We start from the raw sequence: 26,495 nt of genomic DNA, 5'->3' as shown, positions 1-26,495 counted from the left end.
GGTGCTGGCGATATGATCCACGCCCGGCTACTTTAACAAATTATATCTGGAGTGAATATGGCGGACATCACCGCAAAAAGGGTGAAGGAATTGCGCGACATGACCGGTCTAGGCATGATGGAATGCAAGAAAGCGTTGACTGAAACCGGCGGGGACATTAAAGCGGCGGAGGATCTGCTGCGCATCAAGAGTGGCGCCAAGGCGAGCAAGGCCGCCGGGCGTGTTGCGGCGGAAGGAATGGTGGCGGCGTATATTACGCCGGATGGCAAGAGCGGCGCCCTGGTGGAAGTCAACTGCGAAACCGATTTTGTCGCCCGAAACGAAGACTTTATCGGTTTTGTCCGCGATCTTGCGCAACTGGCAGCGACGAAAGATTTAGCCGATACCGAAGCATTGGCGAGCGCTGCGCTACCGGGCGGGGAAAACGTGGATGAGTTCCGGGAAGCGCTGGTAATGAGATTAGGCGAAAATATCAGCCTGCGCCGTTTCGCCCGCCACGTAACGCAGGGGCATCTTGCGTCCTACCTGCATGGTGCAAAAATTGGCGTAATGGTCGATTACACGGGGGGTGACCAGACGCTGGGCAAGGATCTGGCGATGCACATCGCGGCCAGCAAGCCGATATGTGTGTCAAGCGAGCAGGTGTCGCCCGAGTTGCTGGCGCGTGAAAGGCAGATCTATACGGCACAGGCGGCGGAAAGCGGTAAGCCTGCCGATATCGTCACGAAGATGGTTGATGGGCGTGTTGTTAAATATCTTGCTGAAGTGACTCTTCTCGGCCAACCATTCGTCAAGAATCCGGATCAGACTGTGGAGAAACTGCTTACCGCAAAGTCTGCGAAGGTTAATGGCTTTACCTTGTTTATCGTGGGTGAGGGCATCGAAAAGAAAACTGGTGATTTTGCCGCCGAAGTGATGGCGCAGGTAAACCAGGCCAAAGAAGACAACACATCGCAGCCAAATTGATTATTCACTATTCATGACGATCGCCTCTTACAAGCGTATTCTGCTTAAGCTCTCCGGCGAAGCCCTTATGGGCGATGATAGCTATGGCATCAATCGGGCGGTAATTGAACGAATCGTAGCCGAGATCGCCGACGTAATTCAGTTGGGCGTCCAGGTGGCCGTGGTAATTGGCGGCGGCAATATTTTTCGTGGAATAACGTCTGCTGAAGATGGGATGGATCGCGCCACCGCGGATTACATGGGAATGCTGGCTACGGTTATGAATGCCCTGGCCCTACAGGATGCCATGCGCCGCGGCGGTTTGGTAAGTCGGGTACAATCGGCATTGCGTATTGATCAAGTCGTGGAGCCTTATATTCGCGGAAAGGCCATACGTTATCTGGAGACCGGCAAGGTGGTGATTTTTGCCGCCGGTACAGGCAATCCTTTTTTTACGACCGATACGGCTGCCGCGCTGCGCGGGATGGAAATGAACGTCGATATCGTGCTCAAGGGCACCAAGGTGGATGGCGTTTATACTACCGATCCCAAGACGAATGCCGACGCCATCCGCTATCAAAAGCTATCATTTGATGTGGCCATTGCCCAGAATCTCAAGGTGATGGATGCGACGGCATTGACCCTGTGCCGCGATCAGAAGTTGCCGCTCAATGTATTCAGCATCTTCAAGCCCGGTGCGCTGAAACGGGTGGTGATGGGGGAAGATGAGGGAACGCTCGTGCAGGCTTGAAATGGCCAGTTTTTACTACTCAATTCCCGTTGGAATCACCGTAAAATAGGGGCTGTCAACGAACAGCGCAAAATCCCGTTATTCTGTAAACGACAATCATGATCGCCGAGATAAAAAAATCCGCTGAACAAAAAATGCAGAAGAGCCTGGACGCGCTGAAACTGGATCTGGGCAAGATACGGACCGGCCGGGCCCACACGGGTCTGCTGGATCACGTTACAGTCGACTATTATGGCGCACCCACGCTCATCAACCAGGTCGCGAACGTCAACCTGGCGGACGCACGCACTATTACCGTCGCGCCATGGGAAAAGAAAATGCTGGGTGCGATTGAAAAAGCGATTCGGAATTCCGATCTGGGGCTAAATCCTGTAACCGTCGGCGAGTTGATCCGCGTGCCCATGCCGGCACTCACCGAAGAGCGTCGTCGCGATCTCACCAAGGTGGTAAAGCATGAGGGTGAAACTGCGCGGGTGGCGGTGCGAAATATCCGCCGTGACGCAAATACGCATCTGAAGGATCTACTGAAGGAAAAAGAAATAGCCGAGGACGACGAACGCCGCGGACAGGATGAGATTCAGAAAATCACCGACCGCCATATCGCGGAAATAGACAAACTTCTACAGATCAAGGAAGCCGAACTGATGGCGATCTGAGGTTAAGCAACGTAGCACGAAGATATTGTGGAGGTTAGCATCCGCTTTCGCGAACCGGTGCTGCGAATCACTGGATTTTAAATGTCCTTGACTCAACCGTATCCCATGCCCGCTACCACCAGTTCAACCCGGGAAATACCTGAAACCGACCTGATTCCGCGGCACATCGCCATCATCATGGATGGCAATGGCCGCTGGGCGAAAAATCGCTTCATGCCGCGAATGGCTGGGCATAAACGCGGCGTGGAAACAGTACGCACGGCGATCAAGGCTTGTATGGAGCGCGGTGTGGAATATCTCACCCTATTCGCGTTCAGCAGCGAAAATTGGCGCAGGCCAACGGACGAGGTCGCATTCCTGATGCAACTTTTCATCAGCGTGCTCGAGCAGGAGGTTACAAAACTGCACGAGAACGGCATTTGCTTCAAAGTGATCGGCGATTTGTCTAAATTTGATCCAAAAATAGTCGAATTTGTGCGTAATGGCGAGGCGCTTACAGCCGGGAACAGTCGATTTACACTTACCATCGCGGCCAATTACGGCGGGCGCTGGGATATGATGCAGGCTGTTCGGAAAATGCTGGAGCAAAGCCCGCAATTAATTGATTGTTTTGATGAAAATGATTTGATGAAGCATTTTTCTTTGAACTACGCTCCCGAACCGGATCTATTTATCCGTACCGGCGGCGAAAAACGCATCAGCAATTTTTTGTTATGGCAACTGGCTTATACCGAGCTTTATTTCACCGATACGCTTTGGCCGGATTTTGATGCGCGTGCGCTGGACCTCGCGATTCAGTCTTATCAACAGCGTGAACGCCGGTTTGGGCGCACCAGCGAGCAACTTCAAACGACGCCATCCGTTCATGGAGGAAGAGAAGCTGTCGTCCAAAAAACGGCATAACTTCTACGCCTTTCCAATCCGTGCCGTTTCTTCTTTACCTTCCCAGTCATGCTTAGGGCTCGGATTTTAACCGCCGTCGTTATATTATGCCTTTTCCTGGCGGCATTATTTTACCTGTCGCCTATTTTCTGGATGGCATTACTGCTTCTCCTGACCGCGGCAGGCTCACTGGAATGGACCCGGCTCGCACAGTTTTCCCTCAAGCATTCCATCGTTTATCTTTTATTTACCGTGTTGCTGACGGGTGAACTGCTGTTCCTGTTAAGCGGCGCCGTTTTGGCTGATCCATACACCACGTCATTTCTCTGGATTTACGTCGCATCACTGGTGTTCTGGACGTTGGGTGTTCCGTTTCTGTTGAAATCAAGACGTCCGATCGGAAATACGACCTTGCTGGCCTTGGCGGGTTGGTTGCTGTTATTGCCGACCTGTTTTGCCCTGTACCAGTTGCGGGCTATCAGTCCGCTTCTCCTCCTGGGGTTCATGTCCACCGTCTGGATATCCGATACGGCAGCATATTTTTCCGGTCGTGCCTGGGGAAAGCATAAGCTTGCACCCACCATCAGTCCGGGAAAGACCTGGGAAGGCGTGGCGGGCGCGCTGGCCGCGGTGTTTATTTATGCGCTGATATGGAGTTACGCCGGGGGAAACGAAGTTCCAGCCAGGCTACTGATACCACTGTTACTTTTACTTGCTGCAATGGGGATCATCGGAGATTTGTTTGAGTCTTTGATGAAACGTCATGCCGGACTCAAGGATAGCGGGAATATTTTGCCGGGCCACGGTGGTATACTTGACCGTATTGATGCGCTGACTTCAACCCTGCCCCTAGCCGTTTTGTCACTTCTATTATTACAGTCCGAATTATGATAGCAGTTCGTCACCTCACTATTCTTGGTTCTACCGGCAGCATCGGCGTAAGTACCCTTGACGTGGTTTCACGCCATCCTGACCGGTTTCGTATCGTTGCCCTTGCTGCCAACAAGAGCGCCGAAAAAATGCTGGAGCAATGCCGTCGCTTTCTGCCGCGTTATGCAGTCCTGCTGGAGGAGGCGAGCGCCGAATGGCTGCGGGCAGAAGTGCATGCTGCAGGGCTTGCTACCGAGGTGCTCTGTGGTGTCGAGTCTCTGGAAAAAGTGGCGTCGCTAGCAGAAGTCGATACCGTGATGGCTGCGATCGTTGGTGCGGCGGGCATACGTCCCACGTTTGCTGCTGCCCGTGCGGGCAAGCAGGTACTGCTCGCCAACAAGGAAACCATGGTCATGGCGGGGCGGATTTTTATGGATGTGGTCAAAGAGAATAACGCCACTCTACTGCCGATTGACAGCGAACATAATGCGATTTTCCAATCGCTTCCGCAGCATTTCAATGGTGATTTAGGCGCAATCGGCGTACGCCGCATTTTACTGACCGCATCCGGCGGTCCGTTTCGGCAATCTCCACTGAGCTCGCTGGAACAGGTAACGCCGGGGCAGGCATGCGCTCATCCCAACTGGGTAATGGGGCGGAAGATTTCAGTCGACTCCGCTACCATGATGAACAAGGGGCTGGAAGTCATCGAGGCGCATTGGCTGTTTGAAGCCCCGCCGGACAAGATCCAGGTAGTGATTCATCCACAAAGCATCATCCATTCCATGGTCGAATATGTGGATGGTTCGGTATTGGCACAGCTTGGTAATCCGGATATGCGCACGCCGATTGCACATGCCCTGGGTTTTCCGGACCGGATTGAAACGGGTGTGACACCGCTGGATATGTTCAAGGTCGGCCGGCTGGATTTCGAAGCGCCGGATTTCAGACGCTTTCCCTGTTTGAGGCTGGCATACCAGGCGCTGGCAACCGGAGGCAGCGCACCAGCGATACTCAACGCAGCGAATGAGGTAGCGGTAGAGTCTTTTCTGGCATGTAAAATGCCTTTTACCGCGATCCCAACCATGATTGAAGACGTCATGCAAACTATCGGTCGCCAGGATATCGCCACCCTTGACGATGTACTGGATGCGGATAGCATAGCGCGTGAAGCCGCACATGAGTGGCTGACGTGCCTGGCATAAAGTATCGGTATTTCCCCCGTTGTGCCTGACACCAACCTGATCATTTCTCACCGATCACGCTGCCATCCTGCCTTGCGGAAGACAGCAAGCCGATTCTTCCGGATATTTGAAGCTCCCTTGGGCCGCGTTAGTCGCCGGCATGCCGCATGACATTCATTTTCACCATCGTTGCTTTCGTTGTCGCCTTGGGGCTGCTGATCGTATTTCATGAATTTGGCCATTTTCTGGTGGCGCGCTGGTGTGGAATAAAGGTGCTGCGTTTTTCGATCGGCTTTGGTCAGCCTTTATTACGGAAGCGCTGGGGAAAAGACCAGACCGAGTGGGTAATAGCTGCCTTTCCTCTCGGCGGTTACGTGAAGATGCTCGATGAAAGCGAGGGCGCCGTTCCACCCGAGGAACTGACGCGAACCTTCAACCGCAAGCCCGTGGCACAGCGGCTGGCGGTTGTGGCGGCAGGGCCTATCGCCAACTTTCTTCTGGCCATCGTGCTTTACTGGCTTCTGTTCGTGCTCGGCGTCAGCGCTATGAAACCCGTCCTGGGGCCTGTGATGCCGGCAACGCCAGCAGCGGTTGCAGGTTTCGAGAAGGGTGACACTATCGTGAAAATCGAAGCTGAACCCGTCGCCACCTGGCAGGATGCTCGCTGGCTATTACTGTCGAGTGCAGTGGAAAGGTCACCCGCCGTGACCGTGGAGACACTTGATACACACGGACAACTTGTCTCGCGGAAAATAGACTTCAGCGGCATTCATGCCGACGATCTGGACGGTGATTTTCTGAAGAAAGTCGGCTTGAGCAGTTATCAGCCCGCGGTGAAACCCATCATTTCGCAGGTGACGCCGGATAGCGCAGGTAGTCGTGCCGGCTTGCAGGCGGGCGATGAGATTCTGGCAATAGACGGTAAGCGGATTACGCTTTGGGAAGACCTGGTGCAAAAGATACGGGCCAGTCCGGGAATCCCGCTAATGCTGGATATTCACCGCAATGACACGACGCTGAGTATAGAAGTCATTCCCGATGCGACCACCGACAGCGGAGAGAAAATCGGCAAAATAGGTATCGGACCCCGGATCGACCATGACGAACTGAAAAAGCTGCTCATAGAAGTCAGTTATCCGGCGGGCACAGCCATGGTCAAGGCCATGAGCAAAACCTGGGAAACGTCGATATTTACTTTGCATATGTTGTGGAAAATGGTCGCGGGCGAAGTATCCTGGAAGAATGTGAGCGGCCCTATCACGATCGCCGACTACGCAGGCAAGTCGGCGCAGATGGGTCTGTCATCCTATCTGGGCTTTGTCGCCCTCATCAGCATCAGTCTGGGTGTGCTGAACCTGTTACCTATTCCCGTACTGGACGGGGGGCATTTAATGTATTATGTGATCGAAATCGTCAAAGGCAGTCCTGTTTCTGCGAAAACCATCGAAATGGGCCAGCAGGTCGGGATGATACTGTTATTTGCCCTGATGGCTTTTGCCATATACAACGATATCAGTCGGCTTATCCCCAGTTAAAGTATGAAAGTCAGGTATCTCGTCGCGCTCGTTTCTGCCTTCTGCGCTTCGGTTTCATGGGCGCGTGAGCCATTCGTAGTGAGAGACATACGGGTGGAAGGCATACAGAGAACCGAGGCGGGGACAGTGTTCAGTTATCTTCCCGTGAAGGTGGGAGATACGCTTGACGATGAAAAGGCCGCGGCTGCCATCAAGGTGCTCTATGCCACCGGTTTTTTCAAGGATGTACGGCTCGAATCTGAAAACGGCATTTTGATAGTTGTGGTTGAGGAGCGTCCCGCTATTGCACAGATCAGCATTATCGGCGCGAAGGAATTTGAGAAAGATAAACTGAAAGAAGGGCTGAAACAGGCTGGGTTGGCGGAATCGCGGATATTCGATCGCTCAGTGCTGGAAAGAGCCGAACACGAACTCAAGCAGCAGTACATCAGCCGTGGTAAATACGGGGTAAAAATTACCACTACCACAACACCGCTTGAACGTAACCGCATCGGAATCAATTTCCATGTGGATGAAGGCAAGACCGCCAAAATTCGCAAGATCAATATCGTCGGGAACCGGGCTTTCAAGGAAAAAGAGTTGCTGAGCGCGCTCGTGTTGAGGACACCTGGTCTGCTCACCTGGTTCACCAAGGAGGATCAATATTCAAAACAGAAGCTCTCCGCTGATCTTGAGTCGCTACGATCCTATTATCTCAATCGGGGTTATCTGGAGTTCAGCATTGAATCCACCCAGGTTTCCATCACCGCCGACATGCAGGATATTTACATTACGGTAAATATCGTCGAGGGTCCCCAATATAAGGTTTCCGAGATAAAGCTCGCCGGTGAACTGCTGGTACCGGAAGAAGAATTGCGCAAGCTTATAAAAATCGAAGAGGGTGCGGTTTTTTCACGCGAGCGGTTGACTGAATCCATCAAGCTCATTACCGACCGGCTTGGCGACGATGGATACGCATTTGCAAATATCAATGCGTCGCCTCAACTGGATAAGGAAACGCAACAGGTGGCGTTTACTTTTTTTATAGATCCCGGGCGGAGGGTGTACGTAAGACGTATCAACATAACGGGCAACAACCGCACCCGTGATGAAGTGATACGCCGGGAAATGCGCCAATTCGAGGGAGGATGGTATTCGACCAGCAAGATAAATCAGTCCAAGACACGTATAGACCGGCTGAATTTTTTCCTTGCCGTTAACCTTGAGACCCCGGCGGTTTCGGGTACTACCGATCAGATCGACGTGAACGTCGAGGTTAAGGAAAAGCCCACTGGTGCGGTAATGTTTGGAGCGGGTTATTCCAATATGGAGGGACTGATACTGAGCGGTTCCATTGCCCAGGACAACATTTTCGGTACAGGTAAATTTGTCAATCTCATGATCAATACCGGTCGTGTAAACAAGACCTATTCGTTATCTTATACCGATCCTTATTTCACCCGCGACGGCGTTAACGCCGGGTTCGATCTTTATAAGCGAGTTCTGAATACAAGTTCGCTTTCGTCTGTGATGAACTTCAATACCGACACCACCGGCGCCGGTGTACGCTTTGGCGTTCCGATCAACGAAAACGACAGAATTATAGGTGGATTGGGGATCGAGAATACGGTGATCGATCTAGGTGCCAACAGTCCACAGCGCAACATCAATTTTGTGGAAAAATTCGGGCGGAGCACCATTAATATACCGCTAACGTTCAGCTGGCGGCGCGATGGTCGCAATAGCGCCATCTGGACGACCGAAGGCACCACACAGCGGGTATTTGCGGAAGCAGGTTTGCCGGGAGGCGATCTGACCTATTATAAAGTGAGCTATGACCTCAGTTGGTATTATCCTATTACGCAACTCTTTACTCTTATGTTGAAGGGCGAATTCGGATACGGTGACGGTTACAACGGCAAGGATCTTCCCTTTTTCAAGAACTTTTTTGCCGGTGGCAATACCTCGGTTCGAGGCTATAACATCAGCTCGTTGGGTCCACGTGACGCAACCAATAGGGCCCTTGGCGGCAATAAGCGGGGTGTAGGCAGCGTGGAAGTACTGTTCCCGATGCCCGGCATGAGAAACGATCGAACAGTGCGCCTGAGCGTATTTCTTGATGGCGGCACCGTCTGGGGTCCCGATGGAGAAAGGCCGCAGCAGGAAGGCTTGCGTTATTCCGCGGGAGTCGCAGTAATGTGGATTTCACCGATGGGGCCACTTAAAGTCAGCGCCGCACAACCGTTGAATGATAAACCAGGCGACAGTCTACAGCGGTTTCAGTTTCAATTTGGGCAGCAGTTCTAAATTAAATGAACAATCCGGAGATAAAATTGAAACAAAAGGTTCTAAGGCTAAGAACTTTAACGGCGGCAGCATGCGTGATTCTGGTATCTGCCTGGGGATCGGCGGGTGCCTTTGCGGATGAGATCAAGATCGGCGTTGTCGATACCGAGAGAATTCTAGCCGAATCAGCGCCTGCGGTAAGAGCGCTGAAAAAAATAGAGAAGGAATTCTTGCCGCGCGACCAGGAAATCAAGAAGTTGGCTTTACAGGCCAAGGCGCTGCAGGACCTTCTTGAAAATGAGGGAAAAGCGATGCCGGAAGCGGACCGGCGCAGCAAGGAGCGCGAACTTGCCACCCTTAACCGCGAACTTCAGCGCGCTCAACGGCAGATGCGCGAAGACTTGAGCCTGCGCCAGAACGATGAAGTCGCCACACTTCAGTTGACCGCCAGTAAAGCCATTCAGGTAATCGCGGAGGCAGAAAAGTACGACTTGATATTGCCCCTGCGCGATCTCGTCTACCGCAGTGCGCGTGTCGACATTACCGAGAAGGTGATCAAGGCCTTGGCGGACAAATAGCAGCCCGGTAGTTCCTCAGCGGAAATACGCGGGGTCGGCATTGCTTATCCAGACTGTTATCATTGCGGATTCAGGAGATATTATCACCCATGGATATTAAGGAAATTCTAAAGTATCTCCCCCATCGCTATCCTTTTTTACTCGTTGACCGCGTTTTAACCTGCGATCCGGGGAAGAGCATCACCGCGCTCAAGAATGTGACCATTAACGAGCCGTTCTTCGGCGGTCATTTTCCTCATTACCCGGTTATGCCGGGCGTTCTCATAATCGAGGCATTGGCACAAACGGCTGCCATTCTGACGCTCAAGACCGCGAATCTGGAAACCGACGAGAATTCGGTTTACTATTTTGTCGGCATAGATGGTGCTCGTTTCAAGAAGCCGGTAGTGCCAGGTGACCAATTGATACTCAAGGCCACGATTCTGCGCGAGCGGATTGGAATCTGGAAATATGCTGTCCAGGCGGAAGTGGAAGGCCGGACTGTTGCCGTGGCCGAATTGATGTGCACAATGCGCCGCAAGGAATAATCCTAAATCCGGTAGTTGACCGCTCATTTAATAGATCATTGTCATGATTAACAACAATATTTCATATTATTTGACGCTCATCTTCCGGGTGAGGCCGCTACGGGGTGAATTGTATAGTTTTTGCGGTACATGGCTGCGTTGCAACTCCTTGGAATGGAACAGCGCCTCGAAGCGTCGCCCGAGGGGCCCCGCGAAGCGGGGATCGGGCAGCGAAGGGGATGCCGCGATCGCGTTCCACACACAAGAGGGGCGCCTGCATCCCGCTTCGGGGTCGCACCTTCCTGCGGAAGGCACTGCTCCGCCCTGCGCGGTCGCATTCCGCGTCGTTGCGCCTTGCCCTGCACCTCAAAAGCCGTACACTTCACCCCGTCCAACTACCGGATTTAGGATAATGGTGCCGAAAATATTTTGGCCAGGCAGTTGCGAGCATTGAGAAAGGGAAGCTGCAAGAAGTGATGGCAATCGAATCCAGCTGGGTTTGCGGCGTGGATGAGTCCGGCAGGGGACCGCTGGCAGGACCGGTATTCGCCGCCTGCGTAATACTCGATCCAGACTATTGCATTGAGGGTCTGGCGGATTCAAAAACGCTAAGCGAAGCCAAGCGCAACAGCTTGACTGTTGCCATTAAAGCACATTCCATCGCCTGGGCTATCGGTTTCGCATCGGTTGAGGAAATCGATCGAATCAATATTCTTCAGGCAAGTTTGCTGGCCATGAAACGTGCTGTAGAGAGTCTGTCTCTGATTCCTTCCAGGGTATTGGTGGATGGGAACCAGAAACCTCGCCTGCGATGTCCCGTGACCACAATCGTCAGAGGCGATAGCCTGGTACCCGAGATCTCCGCCGCTTCCATACTGGCAAAGACGGCGCGTGACGCGGAGATGGTGGCGTTACATCAGCGCTTCCCACATTATGGCTTTGACCAGCATAAGGGATATTCCACAGAACGACACATTGCGGCGCTAAGGACTCATGGGGTCTCGGTAGTGCACCGACGCAGCTTTGCGCCAGTCAGAGAATTGATTGGAACTTGTAAAAACCTGTGAACCTGCGGATAAGGTTGCATTGGCCATATACAGATTCCCTCGAGGCAGAACTTTATTCATTTCATAATTACTAATGCAATTATGGTTGCTCTCGATAAGCCACATTGATAGCATATGCGCATACTTGGGAGCGAGCGGTTTTTTTGAGAATAGCGCAAGAAATATTGCCGCTCATCTTTATTGCAACAATTAACCTATATTAACCTACGGCCTTGATAATATGAGAATCGAAAAAGACAGCGTGGTGTCACTCAACTATAAATTATCTGATTTGACCGGCAAGATCATGGAAGAACCCGATGCGCCAATCAGCTACCTGCATGGAGGCTACGATGGAATTTTCCCGATGGTGGAAGAAGAATTGCATCGCAAGGAAGTGGGCTATAGTTGCTCAGTTTTGATGGAGCCGGAAAATACTTTTGGTGAATACGATAGCGACTTGGTGCGAGTCGAGCCTCGCGATCTTTTTCCGGACAACATAACGGTCGGAATGCAGTTTGAAGGAGGCGAAGAAGGTTCTGACGATGCCTTTATCTATACCGTAACCGACATTGCCGAAGACAAGGTGGTAGTAGACGGCAATCATCCATTCGCGGGCGTGACACTGCGCTTTGATTGTACGGTTACCGCAGTACGGCCCGCCACCGCAGAGGAACTGGCTCACGGCCACGTCCACGGTGCCCATGGGCACGAACACTGAACAGAAGTCCGCGAACCCGCAGTAACTAGGACCGGTCTTTCTCCGCGGCTTTTTTCAGCGCATAGAGCTCTTCCAGCGCTTGCTTCGGGCTTAGCTCGTCCGGGACGATGGCGCGTAGCAGTTTGAGTACGGAGTGTTCGGGCAGGGTTTGCGGGTTTTCTTTTGCGGTAGCCGACGCTGCCGCGAACAAATCCCGTTGTGGGTGTCTGCCTACTGCTTCTTCCTCAAGTTTCGCCAGATATTTTCTTGCTGTTCTGATCACTTGCTCCGGCACCCCGGCCAGCGCAGCCACTTGAAGCCCGTAGCTCTGACTCGCAGCGCCCTCATCGACCGAGTGCAGGAATACAATATGATGCTTGTGTTCCACCGCACGCAGGTGCACGTTGACAGCCTGCGTAAAATCCTCCGCGAGCCTCGTCAGTTCAAAATAGTGGGTCGCGAACAATGTGTAACAGCGGTTGTACTTCAATAGATACCTGGCAATCGCAAAGGCCAGCGCCAAGCCATCGAAAGTAGAAGTTCCCCGTCCTATCTCATCCATTAACACCAGGCTTTGTGCAGTGGCGTTATGCAGGATATTGGCGGCTTCCGTCATTTCCATCATGAAGGTCGAGCGCCCCCCGGCCAGATCATCGGAAGCGCCGATACGGGTAAAAACCTGATCCAGCGGACCGAAGCGCGCATTTGTTGCCGGTACGTAGCTGCCGCAATGTGCGAGTAACGCAATCAGTGCGACTTGTCGCATATAGGTGGATTTGCCCCCCATATTGGGGCCGGTAATGACGAGCATTTGCCGTCCGGCATCGCCGCAAGCGCCGAGCCGGACATTATTGGCAATGAAATTTTCCACCTGTTTTTCCACCACCGGATGACGGCCCGCTTCAATTTCAATAACGGCTTCATCGGTGAAGGTCGGCACGATATAGTCCAGAGCCAGTGCGCGTTCGGCGAAGGCGGCTAATACATCCAGTTCGGCAATACTGCGGGCGACCTGCTGCAAGTGACTGATATGCGGCAAAAGCCCTTCCAGCAGCTCATCATATAAAAGTTTTTCCCGTTCCAGCGCGCGGTCCTGCGCGGAGAGTGCCTTTTCTTCAAAAGCCTTGAGCTCTGGCGTAATATAGCGCTCGGCATTCTTCAGCGTTTGCCTTCTACGGTAATTCTCCGGGATTTTCTCGGTGTGCGCGTGCGTCACTTCGATATAAAAACCGTGCAGCCGGTTGTATTCCACTTTGAGATTCGAAATGCCGGTGCGTGTTTTTTCCCGTATTTCGAGTTGCAGCAAAAATTCACCGCAATTGTTCTGTATGGCGCGCAGCTCATCCAGTTCGGCATCGTAGCCATCCGCGATCACACCGCCTGAGCGCAGCACGACCTCCGGTTCTTCGCGCAAGGACGCTTCCAGAAGCCCGACAAGCGTGGTATCCGGGGTCATCGATCGCGCCAGCGCGGCAATATGTTCGCCAATGCCGTTCATGACTTCAGCAATAGCGGCGATATCAGCGATAGCCGCAATCGCTTCCGGCAACCGTTTGAGACTATCGCGCAATCCGGACAAATCCCGTGGACGGGCCGATCTCAGCCCAATGCGGGCGGTGATACGCTCGATGTCGGCGACCCGCTTGAGGCATCCTCGAACGGAAAGGTAGGGTCCTGAGCCCGCTTCGCCGATTAAAAACGATACGCTGTCAAGCCTATTCCGAATCGCTGCCCGGTCACGCAGGGGATGATGCAGCCAGTGCCGCAACAGACGGCTGCCCATATTGGTCGAGCAGGTATCGAACAGGGATAACAGAGTGGGCGACGCACCACCAAGTATGGTCTCGGAAATTTCCAGATTGCGCCGAGTGACAGCATCCATGCGCAAATAGGCGTCGTCCCGCTCCACCCGCAATGCCTTGATATGGGCGATACTGCTGCCTTGCGTGAGGCGGGCGTATTCCAGCAACGCACCGGCCGCGCCCAGCGACGAATGCAGGCCCTCGCAACCGAAACCGGAAAGGTCATGGGTTCCCAGTTGGCGAGAGAGAATGCGAACAGCAGCCTCGACGTCGAACTGCCAAAAAGGCAGGCGTTTAAGAGATGTTTTGGATGCACCCGCGCCGTTAAGCCCGGCAGGCGTATCCAGCGAATCCGGCAAGAGAATCTCCGCCGGCTTCAGGCGTTCAAGCTCGCTTGCCAGATTATCGAGCGATGTTTCCAATACACGGAATTGCCCCGCCGCCAGATTGAGCCATGCCAGCCCCAGCGTTGTTTCATGCACGCACAGGGCAAGCAAAATGCTTTCCCGTTTTTCATCCAGCAACGCCGAATCCGTCAGCGTTCCGGGCGTAATAATCCGCATGACCTGGCGTTCCACCGGGCCCTTGGACGTAGCGGGATCGCCGGTCTGTTCGCAGATCGCCACCGATTCGCCAAGCTTGATGAGTTTTGCCAGATACTGTTCGGCGGAATGATAGGGCACGCCCGCCATCTTGATGGGCTCCCCCGCCGAGGCGCCACGCCGGGTCAGGGTAATGTCGAGCAGCTTGGCCGCCTTTTCCGCATCTTCAAAGAACAGCTCGTAGAAATCCCCCATGCGATAGAACATCAGCATGTCGGGATGCTGCGCCTTGATGCGCAGGTATTGCTGCATCATGGGAGTGTGCGAAGACAAGTCTATTTTACTCATATATATCAATAATTTATTGTTTCTCCGCTAGTTTATTGGGACAAATTTGAGACAATTTTCCTCATGTTTTGCATGCCGACCCAGATGTGTTCCAGCTCGCTGGGAGACTCCGAATCTATCCAGCGGCCATAGAACGTGCGCACGTTGGATCACATCATTGTGGCAGGTGGATACCACATCGTTTGCGGAGCGCGGCTTGATCTGAACTCGGGGGCTTCGGTCCCCTTTTTGCCTCCCCTTGAACATAAGCTGTTCTGTGCATTTCTGCTAATCCCAAGCGATTCAGCATTGGGGCTGCAGGGTCGGTTTGAATTGCTTTTACCTATTCGTCCTATCGAGGCAGGGGCCGTACACCAGTTTCAGTAGTAACTGTCATTCTGTTCCATCTCACCCAACCAGGAATAGATTCCGCCCAGCAGCATGAACACGCTGTCCATGATTACGGATAGATGTCGAACGTTAACATGCCGCAACTCTGGAAGCGAGGTCTCGCCTTTCTTAGTCGTAGGATATCGAAATGCGAAAGAGCCAGGATCGACCGTGTCCATTTGGCGGATGAAGTCTTCAATTGCTGGTAGCTCTTTGTCGTCTTCACGAGAGTCGAGTTGTTCCAACAACCGCCTAAGTTCACTCCACAGCGGTATGAGACCATGGTGATGATCGGTGATGGCTTCTTTGCCGGCCAAGCGACGGGCCAGTGGCAGGATGAGCTTCAGTTCAAGTTCCAGTCCTTGCCGGTACAGGAACACCAAGGGATAGATCACACTGTCGAGCGATGCCTTCCGATGGGCGAGCGCATCTACCAGTGCATCAGCAGCGTCTTTGTAGCCGGCTGCGTAGATATCCCAAGGGAAATAGGTCCAGCCCAGCATGGCGTTGTTGTGCCAGTCCTCTCCCTGGATGAAAAGCTGCTGGCCGGCAAAGTCCGATGGCGATTTCATTCTTGCAAGAGGGTCTACGTCTTCTGCTGCGTCGTCTTCTTGGTTCTGCATGGCGCTCTCCCATGGATTTGTTCACGGCCAAAATTGGCCTGGGTTCTCAGTTCATCGGAACGCCGTAGCGTTTGAACAGTGCCTCGAAGAAGGCTTTGACGTCGGCTTTCGCCGTTGGCTCTTGTAATTCCGCTGCTCCGAATCGAAAGACTTCATAGCCGGCTAGTTTGAGTTCCCTGTCAGCCTTGACCATCTGCGAATAGCGCTGCACGTCGGCGCTGCCAGTGGAATCTGCATAGTGATGCTTGCCGTCCACCTCGATGACGACACGCACGCCTTGCGGCAGCAAGAGCAGAAAGTCCATGCGAAACCGCAGAAGGGCATCCGGACCCCGCTCTTTAACAGTCCGAGGGTCCAGTGTAGCCAGACCTCTGGTAGCAGCGCTGGCAAGAGCGGCACTGCACTGCGAAACCCTTCGAAGAAAGCTTCAAACAACAGTGTCTGTGGGGGGGAGCTGCGTGGCAAGCTGGCTTTGAGGCGTGCATACAGGGAGCGCTTAGCCATGTTGGCGTCGCCGATCTGCTCTGCTTCGCTCCACCACTGCTGCAGATCGTTCCAACGCAGCCCATCGTTGCCGATGGGCCGATCATAGACAAGCACCTTGTCCGCATTGGTAACGATCTCGACGTCATTATCCAATGCGTCTCGAAAGCGCAGGTCGGGCTTGTCGGGCGAGGCGAAGATGAGATTCTTGGGACGACCTTTTGTCGTCGTGTGTAGTGAGACTACGGAGAATATCGGGTAGCCACCTTCAGAACCGGTTTCGCGCAACTCGACGCCGCAACTGCGCAACAGTTCGTTAACGCAGGCTACGAAGTGGCGTTGTGCGGTTTCGTCAGGGCGAACATCAGCGGAAGCGAGTCCCTCAAGAAACAGGGCAAAGCGCCGATCCGATGCGTCGTACGCACCCAACTGATCAAACAGGACTTCTGCTGACCAGTCCTCAGGATTACAATGGACATGCTGCTGGATATCAGCACGCAATCCCTTGGGCTTTCCGCCAAGCAAGGCTATCCAGTCGTCAGTATCCAGAATCCAGAGCCGCTCAAGCAGTTCGTCGAATCTACGAGCGTCCCTATACAATTCTTCGCTATTGAGCCTGCGTGCAACCTCGTGCCGATACCGCTTCGGGATAGGGGGATATGAACTGTCGCTCCAGAGAATGTCCTGAATCCGGTTGCGCGTGGCGGCGCTGGGAGGGTGGCGGATCAGTAGCTTGCGGGCGACCGCCGGCAGTTCCGTATCCGCGAGCGCGTTGAAGCTGGCGGTCATGCGTTCACGCTTGGAGCCATCTGGGGTGGGGGCAGGTAGATCCAACTCCTCGCAAAGAACTGGCAACATCGTATGTGTACCGACATCTTTGAGGCCAGTCACCAGTGGTTCAAGCAAATTGCGAAGTTGCACATAATCCATGGGAACCTATTATCCTAAAGGGCGACTCAATCTCGCAACACCATAACGCACAGCAATGTGTCTATTTCTTGAATGTATCCTGCCGCTATTGTGGGAGCGGCATAAATTTATTGTGTAGGTTTTTCAATTGCTTCCGATAAATGAAGCGTTATTCGGATCGAGCAGAAGCCGCACCTTGATAAATTTCCGACCCACAGCCTGCCGAACAATTCCACTCCTGTGTGATGTAATGCCAACGTCACGCCACACCAGACACAGTAATTAGACTTCAAAACGCTTGATTGCGTCCGGCCGAGAATAGTTTTATCAGAGATGAATAGCAGGTGGAGCAGGCTTTTGCGTCTCCGTTTCGCGGACCGAGCTGTTCCAGGTTCGCTATCCGCTCATTCCTAACGGAACTGGTCATCGCCAGCCTTACATCCCTGACGCCTACGGCCCGGCCTCCAGCTTCGGGCCTGCGCGCTTCGCTTGCATGCGGTCGGCACACACAGGCGACCGTTGCCTGTCCAGCCATCTTTCCTGACTTCATCACCTTGTCCGCGACTGAAGCCTGTGTCCGCGTGCCGTCAAGGCGCGCCAGGCCGTGTCCTCAACTGCGCCTGCGGGCCGTACCAACCTGACGCTTTCCTCCTTGACGGCCCACGTCCGTGGGTTCCTGACCGTCGCGGGCGATGAACTCAGGAAAGACGGTGGCAACGAGGCCAACCGGGTTCTTCGTGCCGACCGCACCGAACAGCCGAAAGGCTGGGCTCCGAATCTTGGAATCCGGTATGCGGTTTGAACAGCAAAACCTTTTTGTCAGGAGAAAGACCATGCAACTCTCATCCCGTTTCGCTTCCCGTTCCCCGGTGCTGCGCAGCGACTCCCCACTGTCCGATGACCAGATCAGGGCCGTGGTTCCGTCCATTTATGCCGAGGCACCCCATCAAAGCCGTTCAGAACGCTATAGTTACATCCCCACCGCAGCGGTGCTGACGGAGCTACGGAAAGAAGGATTTCAGCCCTTCATGGTCACGCAGACCCGCGTGCGCAATGAAGACCGCTGCGACCACACCAAGCACATGATTCGCTTGCGCCATGCCAATCAGGTGAATGACAGCATTGCCAATGAAATTATTTTGCTGAATTCGCACGATGGTACAAGTAGCTACCAAATGCCGACGGGCGCGTTCCGCTTCGTCTGCGCCAATGGTTTGGTGTGCGGCGATACCGTGGCCGATGTTCGCATTCCGCATAAAGGTGATGTGACCGGGCAGGTCGCCGGCGCGCCTGACTGGTCTCTGCTAGGTATCGAGCATCTCGAACACCTGCCGGGCATACGCTGGAAGCTGCACAACCTATCGCAATTGCAGAGGACCAACGTCAAGAAGTTTACAGAACAGGCTGATGCACTGTTTGCCAAGTTGGCTTCTACGGTTTCGGGTGCTGTTGAGCCATCCAGCGTGGTGATGGATTAAGCATGAATATCCTGTATCTTCTCAAGGATTGTACTTGGTGCTAATTCGCCAGTACCATGAGTGCGCGGCTCTTCCGTTCAATGAGATCATCAGGAGGGACTGAGGCCGAGGAGGAACATTATGTTCTTCTGTTACAGCTAGGTTTGGTATTTCATGATAAAAAAATTCATAGCACTAGGAAAGAGATTAAGGCGGTTTGGGAAACACAAGCAGCACAACAGTAGATGCGTGAATATTCAAAGTGGCTATCGCCATCAAGGCCGATTGGTGCCGTCACCGAGTGTGGAATCAGACGCTGGGGGAAAGGCTGGGGCATGATGTTGAGGGCTCTAGCCCGACTTTCGCTATTCGCGCCCTGAAGGCACTGTTTTCCATTGATTTTTGACGCGGTCTCTATTATAAAATAAATCGTTGATTTTCCCTGTGAGTGTGCCGTTGGAATCGTGAAACCCGCTTGTAGTGAAGATCTTGGTCCTTGGCAGCGAGGGAGCGAGTCGTATCACTATCGGTTGCTTCACGGCCGGAATAAGCACGGCTGTTTTCCACGCCCTACCACGTATTACAGAAAAAGCGGAAAGAGCGTATCAACGCGAAAGGGTGATCTGCTTGATCCTGTTTATCGTTTCGACGGATCAGCAGCAGCCTGCTGTCTCCAGAACTCCGGTATGTCCGAATGATAGCGGCGCATAATCAAGTTTGCCACCAGTCCGCTCCAGCCGGTTTGATGAGCAGCCCCCAGGCCTTGGCCCGTTTCGCCGTGAAAATATTCATGAAACAGTAGCAGGTCGCGCCAATGCGGATCGGTCTGATGTGGACTGTCGACAGGAAAGGCCGGAATCAGGTCGGATTCATCGCGGCGGAAGATATCTGCAAGCCGCTCGGCCAGCAAATTGGCGGCGTATTTGAGATTAATCTCGTAGTCGTTCAGGCAAGGTGCCGGAAAAGTAAAGGCGTCGCCCAGATAACGATACATTTTTTCGATAGCCTGAACCAATAAATAGTTGGTTTGCATCCATATCGGCCCACGCCAGTTGGAATTTCCGCCGAATAGTCCAGAGTCGGATTCCCCTGGCACATATCGGATGACGGCGTTGCCGATACCGGGAATATGGCCCAGATTCCGGTCCGTGGCATGGCGTTTGGAGACGCTGCGCATGCCAAACGGGGAAAGAAACTCCGATTCGTTAAAAATACGCGGCAGCATTTTCACCAGCATGGAAGGGGCGACCACCGACAACAAGTGCTCCCCGCGCTCATTCGTATCTGTCGGGCAGGCGCAGATGATGCTTCCGTCAAACATGCCGCCTTTATGCTCCCAGAGGAGCGCATTGAAGCGGGCACAATTTGCAAGCAGCCGCGCGTCTATCACCTCGCAGGCAAATAGCGGAATGATGCCAACCCAGGAAAAAACGTCGATACGATGTATGTCGCCATTCGGTTCGACCACGAGATCCTTGAAGAAGCCATCCACATTGTCCCATAGCGATACGCCCGCACCGGTATGACCGGCAATCGTATTGGCAATCGCCAAAAACTGGCTGTAGGACTGAATTGCAATATTTTCATAGGCTGGGTCTTCAACGGCGATTTCCAGTGCCATCACCGTGAGTTGCAGGGAAAACATCGCCATCCAGCCGGTAGCGTCGGCTTGCTTCAACGTATAGCCAGGCGGCAACGGCCGGGAGCGATCGTATACCGAAATGTTGTCCAACCCGAGAAAACCGCCTTCGAACACGTTCATGCCGGCGGTATCCTTGAGGTTGATCCACCAGGTGTGATTCAGCAATAGCTTGTGCAGCACGCGTTTGAGAAAAGCAGTATCGCCTTTGCCGCGCTGTACCCGTTCCGCGCGAAATACCTTGAGCGCGCCCATCGCCTGCACTGGGGGATTCACGTCGCCAAACGCCCATTCATAGGCCGGAATCTGGCCGTTGGGGTGCAGATAGTTTTCATTCAGCAGCAGTTCGATTTGCTCTTTCGCAAAATCAACATCGACGAGCGCCAGCACTGGGCAATGGAAGGCGAGATCCCAGGCGGCAAACCAGGGAAATTCCCAAGTGTCCGGCATGGAAATAACGTGGCTTGCCTTGAGATGACTCCAGTTGTGATTGCGTCCGTGCTTCCTCGACGGCGATGGGGTTGCTCCGTCGCCTTTCAGCCAGTCGGAGACATCATAGTGAAAGAACTGCTTGTTCCATATCATGCCCGCTAATGACTGGCGCAGGATGCGTTTATCCTGACAGGTAGCATCAGGTAACAAGGTCTTGAAAAAACCATCCGCTTCGGCGCGACGTTGAATAAAAATCTGATCCTGGTCTGCGAATGGCTGAGGCAGGGGTGCGGCCGACAGCACCAGGTCGATTATTCCGGTCTTGCCTGGCTCAATAGTGAGTCTGTGCATTGCACCGAACTTGGTTCCCTGCTGTGCCGGATTCACTGCCGTATGTTCACCATCCACCAGGTAGCGATGAAATGCGTCTTTGACATAAGGCCCTGCATTGGGCGCCCCCCACAAGCGGGAGCTATTGCTCTCATTTTCGGTATAAAGGAGGTTGGCGTGCTGCTGCCCGTAGAGGTTGTAATTTCCGAGTGCTGGATGCTCGGCCATGACTGCCCAGGCGGCGCCGTCGGGTGCGGGCATGGCGTGCAAGACCGGTTTCACTTCATCTTTTCCCGACCACGACCAATAATTTCGAAACCAGAGTTGCGGCAACAACCACAGGATAGCTTCATCCGGTCCGCGATTACTGGCGAGTATGCGGATGCGTAACTCGTCGGGAGATGCCTTTGCGTAGAATACTTCCACATCCCAATAGCGTCCATCCGCGAAAGCGCCGCTATCGATCAGGCCAAAAGGGGGATCCTTGCGGGAACGGCGAGCGTTTTCATCCACCAGTCGAGCATAGGGGAATGGGGACTGGGGATATTTATAGAGGTAATGGAGCCAGGAATGCGAAGGCGTCGCGTCAAGATAGAAATAGCATTCTTTTACATCTTCGCCCCGATTGCCCTGGTTGCCGGTAAGGCCGAAAGCGCGTTCTTTGAGAATGGCATCCTTGCCGTTCCAGAGCGCCAGCCCGAAACAGAGATGCTGTGCCTCGTCCGAAATTCCACCAAGGCCGTCCTCATTCCAGCGATAGGCGCGGGAACGGGATTGGTCGTGATCAAAATATTCCCAGGCGGTGCCGTCCGGACTATAGTCTTCTCGAACCGTGCCCCAGGCGCGCTCGGATAGATAGGGTCCCCACAAGCGCCAAGCTTCTCTGCCTTGCCGCTGATTCTCCAGCCGCTGCCGTTCGGCATCCAGTTTCGTGGACATTGACATTACTCCTCTTCTTTTGCCGTGCTTTCTTTCCCCACCGATCGAGCACGCTCCAGCTTGACCCAGGCTTCCAGCACGCAGGCCACGCTCCATGCCTGTGACGGGGCGCCACGCGACGCATGAGGCGGTTCGCCGTCGAAAATTTCCGATATTGTACCCAGCCCCGCATCCAGCAGGTGATCACGAAAGGGAGCCAAGCGGGATTGAGCCATCTCGGCGTCGCCCGTGACCCGGTACTCCGCCATCGCATAGTGGGGCAATAGCCAACTCCAGGCCGTACCCTGATGATACGCGGAATCTCGCTCCCATACCCCGCCTCCATAGCGGGGACGGTAACCGGGATATTCCGGGGACAATGAGCGTAAACCGTAAGAAGTGAGCAAATGCCGCTTTGTCTCGGCCACCACCCGCGCCTGCGCCTGTGACGCAAGCGGGGAGTAGTGCAGGGTCACCGCCATGATCTGGTTGGGGCGCACGCTGCCGTCATTTCCCTCCGGACCGTCCAGCACATCGTACAAACCCGCGTCCGGCTTCAGAAAACGGGAGAAACCGGTTTGCGCATGCGCAGCCAGCGTTTTGAAGACTTGATTCTTTCTTTCCAGCAAGCGGCTGAACTCCGTCATGCACATAAGCGCGTTGAACCATAGCGCGTTGATCTCCACCGGTTTTCCGCATCGCGGCGTGATCACCTGATCGTTCACCTTGGCATCCATCCAGGTCAGTTGCATGCCGGGTTCGCCCGCACGCAACAGGCCATCCGCAGAGTCGACAATGATACCGTGGCGGGTGCCGCGCACATGCCACTCCACCATCGCCTGGAGTAAGGGATAAATTTCCCGCAGTGCCGCGATGTCATGGCTGGCGGCGATATAGGCGCGCCAGGCCTCGAAGTACCATAGCGCACCATCGACAGTATTGTATTGCGGTAGTCCGCCACTATCCGGGAATGTATTCGGGAGCATGCCCTGATCGATAAAACGGGCAAACGTCATGAGGATGTTCCGGGCAGAAGCATGGCGTCCGGTAACAAGCATCAACCCTGGCAGCGCGATCATCGCATCGCGTCCCCAGTCGCTGAACCAGGGGTAGCCCGCGATAATCGACTCTCCGCGCTTCTGCTTGTTTCCCTCTTGCTCCTTCAATGGCCGCACTATCGGGAAACTGTCTGCGGTCACGACAAGTTGATGAATCCACGGCGGTGCACAGCGTAATTCCGGTGTTTGCGCCACGGCGGTAGCCAGTCGCGTGGCATCATGAGTGCAGCGGCGCAACAGCAGGGTATCGCAGTGCGGCGGAGAACCATCCGCCAAGGTCGCGATCAGGCCGCTCCATTTAGTGCTCAACTGCAAACGCAAATGTGCGGCACAAAAGTGCGCGTCGCGGTCCGGAAGCCCCCGCTCGCGTTCCCGCGGAAGGTCAAAATCCTTGATCCACTGATGCCTGCGGAAGAGTTGGCCATCATGGGTATGAAAATGCAGCGGCGGTCCACCGGGGTGCCTGACGCTGATATGCTTTTCGTCGCCTTCAATTGCAGGGACGAATTTGTGCGGCTGGCTTTCGCCATGATGATCGCGGCTATTCACGAGCAGGTCGATGCCGAGATGCACGGGACGCTCTACGGCATGGATCAGGCGCCAGGCAATACAGGTGGTCTGCTCCTCCCGCTCCATCCAGATGCATTGCTCCAGAATCAGATCGCCAACGGCAAAGCGCCAGACCGGTATACCGCCATCCAGTCGGAACGATTCGATATGTATGAGTCCCTGGGGCTCAACCGCCCCACTGCCCCAACAATTGGTAAACAGCGGCCAGCTACGCTCGTTGTCATGCAGGGTGGCGTCGGCTTTGGCAAAAACCAGGCGACGGCCGAGAGGAGGATGTGCGGCAGCGATCAGGAGACCGTGATAACGACGTGTCAGACATTGCGCAATCGTGCCGCCAGCATATCCGCCGAGGCCATTTGCAAGCCACCATTCACGCTGGCTGGCTTGGTCAAGATCGCAGCAGATGGCACGGCCGAAGTGAACGAATTTGGGCAGCTCCATTTTCGCTACTTCAAGTGCATGAGGACTCCTTTCCGCTTGTGTCTTTAGTTCGCCTTCAGTTCGGCTGTCAGATGCGGTGCAATCACCTGCAACAGTTGTCCGAAAATCCTGGGATTTCCCGCAAGCACGTTGCCGCTCTGCAAATAAGAGTCGTTGCCTTCCATGTCGCCCACGAGTCCGCCGGCTTCGGTAATAAGAAGGCAGCCGGCAGCCATATCCCAGGGAGAGAGCCCGAATTCCCAGAAGCCGTCATAGCGGCCCGCGGCCACGTAGGCCAGGTCCAGCGCGGCCGAGCCTGGGCGGCGAATGCCGGCGACCCTGGGCATGATATCCTTGAACATCGCAAGATACGCTTCAGCATGCGTAAACTCGCGGAACGGAAAGCCCGTGCCAATCAGGGAATCAGCGAGCTGAGCGCGCTTGCTCACACGTAAACGATGATCGTTTAGATAGGCCCCCGCACCACGGCTGGCGGTAAATAGCTCATTGGCGGCCGGGTTGTAGACAACCGCCTGAAATAGTATATTTTTATGCATCAGTCCGATGGATACCGAATAATGCGGAAAGCCGTGGAGAAAATTGGTGGTGCCATCGAGCGGGTCGATAATCCATTGGTACTCGGACTTGCCCGGATCACCTTGAGCGCCGCTTTCTTCTGCTAGAATGGAATGATTCGGGTAGGCATCCAGCAGTACCCCGATAATAGCTTCTTCAGCCGCACCGTCCACTTCACTGACAAAATCGCTGTGCGCTTTACGCGAGACATGCAGCAAATCGAGATTCTGCGCGGCACGATTGATGATACTGCCTGCGCGGCGTGCGGCTTTTACCGCAATGGTGAGCATAGGATGCATTGGCTGGATTCAGAGTGGATGAGCGTGAATCTTAACCTAAATCCGGCAGTAAGGCGGGGTGGAGTGCTCGATCTGTCCTGTAACGGTTCAGCTCAGCGGGCAAAGTGAAGGTCAAGTGGCACAAAAAGTCTTGCTCTGCACCCCAAAAACCGCCCACTCCACCCCGTCCAACTGCCGGATTTAGGTTGAACTGAAATGAGCGATCAATTGCCTTATCCGGACTTGATATGAATCTTACCGATCCACTTGACAATGTTCGCGTGGTATTAAGCCATACCAGCCATCCGGGCAATATCGGCGCGGCGGCGAGAGCAATGAAGACGATGGGGCTGGATTCGCTCTATCTGGTGAATCCCAGGTCGTTTCCCGACAAGGAAGCGGAAAGACGCGCCGCCGGCGCGTGGAGCGTACTCAATAATGCCAAGGTTTGCCGGAATCTTGACGAGGCTCTAAGCGGCACGGTTCTGGCGGCGGCAATTACCGCGCGCCAGCGCGATCTTTCGCATGAAGTTTTTGATGCCCGCCGGGGAGCGCAGGAACTGCTCCGTCATGCTCGGCAAAATCCGGTAGCACTGGTTTTTGGTACGGAAATGTCCGGTCTCACTACGCCGGAAGTGAGCAAGTGCCAAATTATCCTGCATATTCCCGCGAATCCCGAATATTCCTCCCTTAATCTCGCCAGCGCAGTGCAATTGATGGCGTATGAATTACGTATGGCGCTCCCATCGATCGAGCCTGTATCAACGGCTGGCGTGCCAGCAGGCTTTGATGAAATCGAATTACTTTACCATCACCTGGAGCGGGTCGCGATCAATAGCGGTTTTCTGGATCCGCAGCAACCAAAACGGTTGATGCAGCGAATTCGACGGATGTTTGCCCGTACCCACCTGGAAAAGGACGAAGTCAATATTTTGCGCGGTATGCTTGGTGCTTGCGAAAAACAGATGCAGGCAGCGCATCAGCGTATTTCTTCGAATGGTTCGACTGCTACTCCGGGAAATCTGGATTAGAACTTGTAGTCATCTGGCAGCCTGTCGGACTTCCCTATCTTCGCCCTCGTCCTTATCATCCAATTACTTTTGCCGCAATGCGCTCCGCAAGAACCAAGCCAGAGGTTATCAGGCTGGTAAAGGGGAGAAAAGTTGACAACGGTCAAGTTTGATTCAAATTAGCTGAACAAAATAGTTGACCGGGATGGAGGGGATTCATATACTTGACTAACGTTGTCGGGTATTAAGCCGATAACTCCGGCAGATGTTAATTTGGTATAAATCCTATTGGGAGCGAAAAATGCGATTAACGACTAAGGGGCGTTTTGCGGTAACCGCGATGATTGATCTTGCGTTGCACAGCGCGCAGGGGCCGGTTACGCTGGCGGGTATCAGCGAACGGCAGAAAATTTCGTTGTCCTATCTGGAGCAATTATTTGGAAAACTGCGTCGTAATAAGCTAGTGGGTAGTGTGCGCGGACCGGGCGGCGGCTATCGCTTGACGAAACCGATGAACGAGGTATCCGTAGTAGACATCATTTTTGCGGTGGATGAGCCGATCGATGCAACGCAATGCGGGGGCAAGGAAAATTGCCATAACGATCAGCGTTGTATGACCCACGACCTGTGGGCCACTCTTAATGCCAGGATACGAGATTATCTGGCATTGGTTACGCTGGATCAGCTCGTGGCAAATCCAAAGGTAAAGGATATTGCTGTACTGCAAGACATGAGGGCCTGCAAGAAATCTCATGAAACGGTTCTGGCTTGAGTGAGGGCTCATATCGACAAACGGCTCATATCGATGAAGGT

General features: G+C 53.9%; 22 protein-coding genes. 16 read left to right on the top strand and 6 right to left on the bottom strand.

Annotation, left to right across the window (positions count from 1 at the left end):
- Positions 1-57: 57 nt before the first annotated feature.
- The 12 genes from tsf (at position 58) to BLP78_RS05030 (ending at position 11,939) form a co-directional block, all read left to right on the top strand.
- A complete protein-coding gene (gene tsf / locus BLP78_RS05085; RefSeq protein WP_090457136.1) occupies positions 58-966 on the top strand; it encodes a translation elongation factor Ts in 909 nt (302 codons plus the stop codon).
- Positions 967-979: 13 nt separating this feature from the next.
- Positions 980-1,696: a UMP kinase gene (gene pyrH / locus BLP78_RS05080; protein WP_090457134.1), complete on the top strand. Its 717-nt coding sequence runs from the start codon at positions 980-982 to the stop codon at positions 1,694-1,696.
- Between the two features lie 98 nt (positions 1,697-1,794).
- Positions 1,795-2,352, top strand: coding sequence for a ribosome recycling factor (gene frr / locus BLP78_RS05075; RefSeq protein WP_025040323.1), 558 nt, complete (start codon positions 1,795-1,797; stop codon positions 2,350-2,352).
- A gap of 105 nt (positions 2,353-2,457) precedes the next feature.
- Positions 2,458-3,255, top strand: a complete 798-nt coding sequence (gene uppS / locus BLP78_RS05070) for a polyprenyl diphosphate synthase (protein ID WP_090457132.1) — start codon at positions 2,458-2,460, stop codon at positions 3,253-3,255.
- A 48-nt stretch (positions 3,256-3,303) separates the two neighbouring features.
- Positions 3,304-4,125 carry a phosphatidate cytidylyltransferase gene (locus tag BLP78_RS05065; protein WP_090457130.1) on the top strand — a complete coding sequence of 274 codons (822 nt, stop codon included), beginning with the start codon at positions 3,304-3,306 and terminating at the stop codon, positions 4,123-4,125.
- Entirely contained in the window at positions 4,122-5,309 is a 1,188-nt protein-coding gene (gene ispC, locus BLP78_RS05060) for a 1-deoxy-D-xylulose-5-phosphate reductoisomerase (RefSeq protein WP_090457128.1), read from the top strand. Before BLP78_RS05065 ends, ispC begins: the two co-directional genes overlap by 4 nt.
- A gap of 146 nt (positions 5,310-5,455) precedes the next feature.
- A complete protein-coding gene (rseP, locus tag BLP78_RS05055) occupies positions 5,456-6,823 on the top strand; it encodes an RIP metalloprotease RseP (protein ID WP_090457126.1) in 1,368 nt (455 codons plus the stop codon).
- A gap of 3 nt (positions 6,824-6,826) precedes the next feature.
- Positions 6,827-9,109 carry an outer membrane protein assembly factor BamA gene (gene bamA / locus BLP78_RS05050; protein WP_090457124.1) on the top strand — a complete coding sequence of 761 codons (2,283 nt, stop codon included), beginning with the start codon at positions 6,827-6,829 and terminating at the stop codon, positions 9,107-9,109.
- 26 nt (positions 9,110-9,135) lie between these two features.
- Positions 9,136-9,666 carry an OmpH/Skp family outer membrane protein gene (locus BLP78_RS05045; protein ID WP_256330067.1) on the top strand — a complete coding sequence of 177 codons (531 nt, stop codon included), beginning with the start codon at positions 9,136-9,138 and terminating at the stop codon, positions 9,664-9,666.
- A gap of 89 nt (positions 9,667-9,755) precedes the next feature.
- Positions 9,756-10,193: a 3-hydroxyacyl-ACP dehydratase FabZ gene (gene fabZ / locus BLP78_RS05040; protein WP_090457120.1), complete on the top strand. Its 438-nt coding sequence runs from the start codon at positions 9,756-9,758 to the stop codon at positions 10,191-10,193.
- 455 nt (positions 10,194-10,648) lie between these two features.
- The gene (rnhB, locus tag BLP78_RS05035) at positions 10,649-11,239 is read left to right on the top strand and encodes a ribonuclease HII (protein ID WP_090457118.1); all 591 of its coding nucleotides are present in this window, start codon (positions 10,649-10,651) and stop codon (positions 11,237-11,239) included.
- A 220-nt stretch (positions 11,240-11,459) separates the two neighbouring features.
- A complete protein-coding gene (locus BLP78_RS05030; protein WP_090457116.1) occupies positions 11,460-11,939 on the top strand; it encodes an FKBP-type peptidyl-prolyl cis-trans isomerase in 480 nt (159 codons plus the stop codon).
- A 25-nt stretch (positions 11,940-11,964) separates the two neighbouring features.
- Here BLP78_RS05030 and mutS read toward each other — a convergent pair whose 3' ends face one another.
- The 3 genes from mutS to BLP78_RS05010 form a co-directional block, all read right to left on the bottom strand.
- Positions 11,965-14,610, bottom strand: a complete 2,646-nt coding sequence (gene mutS, locus BLP78_RS05025) for a DNA mismatch repair protein MutS (protein ID WP_176752782.1) — start codon at positions 14,608-14,610, stop codon at positions 11,965-11,967.
- Between the two features lie 359 nt (positions 14,611-14,969).
- Positions 14,970-15,602: a hypothetical protein gene (locus BLP78_RS05015; RefSeq protein ID WP_090457110.1), complete on the bottom strand. Its 633-nt coding sequence runs from the start codon at positions 15,600-15,602 to the stop codon at positions 14,970-14,972.
- Positions 15,603-15,764: 162 nt separating this feature from the next.
- Positions 15,765-17,015 carry an AbiJ-related protein gene (locus BLP78_RS05010; RefSeq protein WP_218118915.1) on the bottom strand — a complete coding sequence of 417 codons (1,251 nt, stop codon included), beginning with the start codon at positions 17,013-17,015 and terminating at the stop codon, positions 15,765-15,767.
- A gap of 583 nt (positions 17,016-17,598) precedes the next feature.
- Here BLP78_RS05010 and BLP78_RS15170 point away from each other — a divergent pair.
- Together BLP78_RS15170 and BLP78_RS05000 are read left to right on the top strand one after the other, a co-directional pair.
- Positions 17,599-17,796 carry a hypothetical protein gene (locus BLP78_RS15170; RefSeq protein WP_143002892.1) on the top strand — a complete coding sequence of 66 codons (198 nt, stop codon included), beginning with the start codon at positions 17,599-17,601 and terminating at the stop codon, positions 17,794-17,796.
- A 31-nt stretch (positions 17,797-17,827) separates the two neighbouring features.
- Positions 17,828-18,472, top strand: a complete 645-nt coding sequence (locus BLP78_RS05000; protein ID WP_371128855.1) for a DUF932 domain-containing protein — start codon at positions 17,828-17,830, stop codon at positions 18,470-18,472.
- A 616-nt stretch (positions 18,473-19,088) separates the two neighbouring features.
- On the opposite strand, the gene BLP78_RS04995 is transcribed toward BLP78_RS05000, so the two are convergent.
- Genes BLP78_RS04995 through BLP78_RS04985 form a run of 3 tightly spaced genes read right to left on the bottom strand, consistent with a single transcriptional unit; the run spans position 19,089 to position 24,693 of the window.
- Positions 19,089-21,791, bottom strand: coding sequence for an MGH1-like glycoside hydrolase domain-containing protein (locus tag BLP78_RS04995; protein ID WP_090457106.1), 2,703 nt, complete (start codon positions 21,789-21,791; stop codon positions 19,089-19,091).
- Positions 21,792-21,796: 5 nt separating this feature from the next.
- Positions 21,797-23,839, bottom strand: a complete 2,043-nt coding sequence (locus tag BLP78_RS04990; protein ID WP_090457104.1) for an amylo-alpha-1,6-glucosidase — start codon at positions 23,837-23,839, stop codon at positions 21,797-21,799.
- Between the two features lie 44 nt (positions 23,840-23,883).
- Entirely contained in the window at positions 23,884-24,693 is an 810-nt protein-coding gene (locus BLP78_RS04985; protein WP_090457102.1) for an inositol monophosphatase family protein, read from the bottom strand.
- 227 nt (positions 24,694-24,920) lie between these two features.
- Here BLP78_RS04985 and BLP78_RS04980 point away from each other — a divergent pair, with 227 nt between their 5' ends.
- Together BLP78_RS04980 and iscR are read left to right on the top strand one after the other, a co-directional pair.
- Positions 24,921-25,703, top strand: coding sequence for an RNA methyltransferase (locus BLP78_RS04980; RefSeq protein WP_090457100.1), 783 nt, complete (start codon positions 24,921-24,923; stop codon positions 25,701-25,703).
- A 280-nt stretch (positions 25,704-25,983) separates the two neighbouring features.
- A complete protein-coding gene (gene iscR, locus BLP78_RS04975) occupies positions 25,984-26,454 on the top strand; it encodes a Fe-S cluster assembly transcriptional regulator IscR (RefSeq protein WP_025040308.1) in 471 nt (156 codons plus the stop codon).
- The last annotated feature ends 41 nt before the right edge of the window (positions 26,455-26,495 follow it).

Source organism: Nitrosospira sp. Nsp1 (assembly GCF_900100985.1).
Lineage (GTDB): Bacteria > Pseudomonadota > Gammaproteobacteria > Burkholderiales > Nitrosomonadaceae > Nitrosospira.
This window is presented reverse-complemented; position numbering and strand designations above follow the sequence as displayed.

What these genes read in the sequence shown, in the direction of transcription:
- BLP78_RS05030 (WP_090457116.1), top strand. Translation starts at nt 11,460, where the DNA reads ATGAGAATCGAAAAAGACAGCGTGGTGTCACTCAACTATAAATTATCT.
- mutS (WP_176752782.1), bottom strand. Translation starts at nt 14,610, where the DNA reads ATGAGTAAAATAGACTTGTCTTCGCACACTCCCATGATGCAGCAATAC.
- pyrH (WP_090457134.1), top strand. Translation starts at nt 980, where the DNA reads ATGACGATCGCCTCTTACAAGCGTATTCTGCTTAAGCTCTCCGGCGAA.
- BLP78_RS05000 (WP_371128855.1), top strand. Translation starts at nt 17,828, where the DNA reads ATGCAACTCTCATCCCGTTTCGCTTCCCGTTCCCCGGTGCTGCGCAGC.
- rnhB (WP_090457118.1), top strand. Translation starts at nt 10,649, where the DNA reads ATGGCAATCGAATCCAGCTGGGTTTGCGGCGTGGATGAGTCCGGCAGG.
- BLP78_RS05015 (WP_090457110.1), bottom strand. Translation starts at nt 15,602, where the DNA reads ATGCAGAACCAAGAAGACGACGCAGCAGAAGACGTAGACCCTCTTGCA.
- rseP (WP_090457126.1), top strand. Translation starts at nt 5,456, where the DNA reads ATGACATTCATTTTCACCATCGTTGCTTTCGTTGTCGCCTTGGGGCTG.
- BLP78_RS04980 (WP_090457100.1), top strand. Translation starts at nt 24,921, where the DNA reads ATGAATCTTACCGATCCACTTGACAATGTTCGCGTGGTATTAAGCCAT.
- BLP78_RS04990 (WP_090457104.1), bottom strand. Translation starts at nt 23,839, where the DNA reads ATGGAGCTGCCCAAATTCGTTCACTTCGGCCGTGCCATCTGCTGCGAT.
- BLP78_RS04995 (WP_090457106.1), bottom strand. Translation starts at nt 21,791, where the DNA reads ATGTCCACGAAACTGGATGCCGAACGGCAGCGGCTGGAGAATCAGCGG.
- BLP78_RS05010 (WP_218118915.1), bottom strand. Translation starts at nt 17,015, where the DNA reads ATGGATTATGTGCAACTTCGCAATTTGCTTGAACCACTGGTGACTGGC.
- tsf (WP_090457136.1), top strand. Translation starts at nt 58, where the DNA reads ATGGCGGACATCACCGCAAAAAGGGTGAAGGAATTGCGCGACATGACC.
- uppS (WP_090457132.1), top strand. Translation starts at nt 2,458, where the DNA reads ATGCCCGCTACCACCAGTTCAACCCGGGAAATACCTGAAACCGACCTG.
- ispC (WP_090457128.1), top strand. Translation starts at nt 4,122, where the DNA reads ATGATAGCAGTTCGTCACCTCACTATTCTTGGTTCTACCGGCAGCATC.
- BLP78_RS05065 (WP_090457130.1), top strand. Translation starts at nt 3,304, where the DNA reads ATGCTTAGGGCTCGGATTTTAACCGCCGTCGTTATATTATGCCTTTTC.
- BLP78_RS04985 (WP_090457102.1), bottom strand. Translation starts at nt 24,693, where the DNA reads ATGCATCCTATGCTCACCATTGCGGTAAAAGCCGCACGCCGCGCAGGC.
- frr (WP_025040323.1), top strand. Translation starts at nt 1,795, where the DNA reads ATGATCGCCGAGATAAAAAAATCCGCTGAACAAAAAATGCAGAAGAGC.
- bamA (WP_090457124.1), top strand. Translation starts at nt 6,827, where the DNA reads ATGAAAGTCAGGTATCTCGTCGCGCTCGTTTCTGCCTTCTGCGCTTCG.
- fabZ (WP_090457120.1), top strand. Translation starts at nt 9,756, where the DNA reads ATGGATATTAAGGAAATTCTAAAGTATCTCCCCCATCGCTATCCTTTT.
- iscR (WP_025040308.1), top strand. Translation starts at nt 25,984, where the DNA reads ATGCGATTAACGACTAAGGGGCGTTTTGCGGTAACCGCGATGATTGAT.